The following is a 599-nucleotide window of genomic DNA, read 5'->3' as shown; positions in this document are numbered from 1 at the left end:
CCACTGTTGTTCAAACGGCGGGTTCAGGGCGGCAAACAGTTCGCGGGAGACATCATAGGAACTGTTAAGCAGCTCAGTCGCCTGCGCCTGCGCGACCAGCAACAGCGAAGCTGCCAGCGCCAGATATCCTTTTTTCAGTACAGTAACGGCCATTGCGCACCCTTCTAAATGTGATGACGTTGAGCTATCCCGTCAGGTGTGATTGTTGCAGTCAGTTGGGCATGGACAGCGCGGAAGAACCGGAGCATACACGGTGTGCGTGAGGATTCTGAGCGCTGCCCAGGCCCAAACTGACAACTAAAATAGCCTGATGGGATGGCTCTTTCTTATAGCCATAATATTTATAACGAGTACGAAAGGAGTAACGGTTTTATATACCGTTTGGTGATTTACCAGCAGAAAAGGGAATAAGGGGCGGGGGTGAGTGCCGGGTGGCGCATGCGCTTACCCGGCCTACAGTATTACAGAGCCAGCAGACGCTCAACGGATGGCGCGAAGTAGTAGCCGCCGGTCACTGGTTTGGTGAAGCGCAGCATCGCGTCGCGCTTGCCATCGGTGTCCCCAAACATGCTCAGAAGCTGCTGCTCGATGTTGTACAG

The 599-nt window shown here is 54.1% G+C and carries 2 pseudogenes; both read right to left on the bottom strand.

Annotation, left to right across the window (positions count from 1 at the left end):
• A pseudogene (locus K5E19_RS23460) lies at nt 1-153 on the bottom strand (sulfate ABC transporter substrate-binding protein); the annotation flags it as partial.
• Nucleotides 154-461: 308 nt separating this feature from the next.
• A pseudogene (locus K5E19_RS23455) lies at nt 462-599 on the bottom strand (Dyp-type peroxidase domain-containing protein); the annotation flags it as partial.

It is taken from the genome of Enterobacter sp. RIT637 (assembly GCF_019718755.1).
Lineage (GTDB): Bacteria > Pseudomonadota > Gammaproteobacteria > Enterobacterales > Enterobacteriaceae > Enterobacter.
This window is presented reverse-complemented; position numbering and strand designations above follow the sequence as displayed.